Consider the following 291-nt stretch of genomic DNA (forward strand, 5'->3'; position numbering starts at 1 on the left):
GATAACGACAATGCGCCAACAGTAACAATAGCTGATGCAACAGTCAACGAAGGCGCTGGCACAGTAACCGTTCCAGTAAGCATCGATACCGTAAGCGCAACAGACGTTGTAGTAGATATTGTCACGACAACAGGCACAGCCGGCACAAGTGATTACACAGTCACGACAACAACCGTAACCATTCCAGCAGGAAGCACGAGTGTCGATGTAGTGATTCCAATCACGGATGATGCCATAGATGAAGCCGATGAGACCTTTACCGTCGATGGCACAGTAACCAGCGGAAACACA

1 protein-coding gene is annotated in these 291 nt (G+C 49.1%); it reads left to right on the forward strand.

Features of this window, described 5'->3' with window-relative positions; all coding sequences use genetic code 11:
• The coding region (locus ACVC08_RS01485; RefSeq protein WP_452600712.1) for a Calx-beta domain-containing protein at positions 1–291 on the forward strand (291 nt) is incomplete at both ends.

It is taken from the genome of Pontimicrobium sp. MEBiC06410 (assembly GCF_053601615.1).